Here is a 1104-nt window from a genome sequence, read left to right on the forward strand (position 1 = left end):
AGAACATTTAATTGGTAGATGCACCCTGATAACTAACTCCCCTAGCTGGCTAACATCCACTGGGGGTTTTTTCATTTTCAACCGTTTTATTATAAACCGCTGTGTAGTTGAATCCTGAATTTAAAACAAACGTGCTAAAAACAAATTTATCCGGAGACTAGTACAGCACCTGAGAACATTTAATTGGTAGATGCACCCTGATAACTAACTCCCCTAGCTGGCTAACATCCACTGGGGGTTTTTTCTCTAAAAACAGAAGCTCAACCTACCCTATCATTAAAACAAGTCTCTGGCAATATCTATAATCAGCAAGTTTCTTGTGACTTTAGCTGTTTTTACCCGTCGAATGCTCCCTGAAACTTAGCATAATGGCGATCGCTCACAATCGAACCAATCATCATTTGATTTTCCCATGAGCCAAGCTTACAAATTTTTTTGAATCACTTGAAATTCTATTGTGATCCCTGGCTCTAACTCCAGAATGATTACTACGATAGACAATAGCACTCTTAACTATTTTTTTATAATTGTTTGATGCTAAAAACTATTTTGTAATCTGTCACTATTCTATAACATATTTGAGATGAGAATGTCAATTTTTTAGCTAAAAGCAAAAGAAACCTCTCGCTCACCCGCAGAGTGAGCGATGAGATGAATTTTTTAGTCAGGAAGTTCCCAACTGGAAAGCAAGGTTCTCAAAGCTTCAGTGCATGGGGAATCGTGCGAAATCACTAATTACCCATCATCCACCTAGATTCGTTACCCCCAACTACCCCGGCGATTATCTTCTCGGCGATTATCTTCTCGTGGTTTTGCTTTATTAACTTTCAGTTGACGACCCATCCATTCTGCACCGTCTAATTCAGTAATAGCTTTATCTTCTTGTTCGTCTACAACCATATCAACAAAAGCAAAGCCACGTAGTCTGCCTGTTTCACGGTCGGTAGGTAAAACAACTCTTTTTACCTCGCCATAATCAGCAAACACGGCTTTTAAGTCTGCTTCGCTCGCTTGGTAGGAGAGATTTCCAACGTAAATAGTCATAAGACCTTGCGGTAAGTGGGAAACTCAGTCACTTTAGTGCTGAGAGGAAAACGACACGAG

The 1104-nt window shown here is 39.9% G+C and carries 1 protein-coding gene; it reads right to left on the reverse strand.

Features of this window, described 5'->3' with window-relative positions:
- Positions 1–759: 759 nt before the first annotated feature.
- Positions 760–1044: an RNA-binding protein gene (locus tag FJR04_RS12545; RefSeq protein WP_168495182.1), complete on the reverse strand. Its 285-nt coding sequence runs from the start codon at positions 1042–1044 to the stop codon at positions 760–762.
- Positions 1045–1104 lie beyond the last annotated feature (60 nt).

This window comes from Anabaena sp. UHCC 0204 (genome assembly GCF_009711975.1).
GTDB lineage: Bacteria > Cyanobacteriota > Cyanobacteriia > Cyanobacteriales > Nostocaceae > Dolichospermum.

Bases quoted from the DNA above. Each gene is read 5' to 3' on its own strand.
- FJR04_RS12545 (WP_168495182.1), bottom strand. From the start codon at position 1,044: ATGACTATTTACGTTGGAAATCTCTCCTACCAAGCGAGCGAAGCAGAC.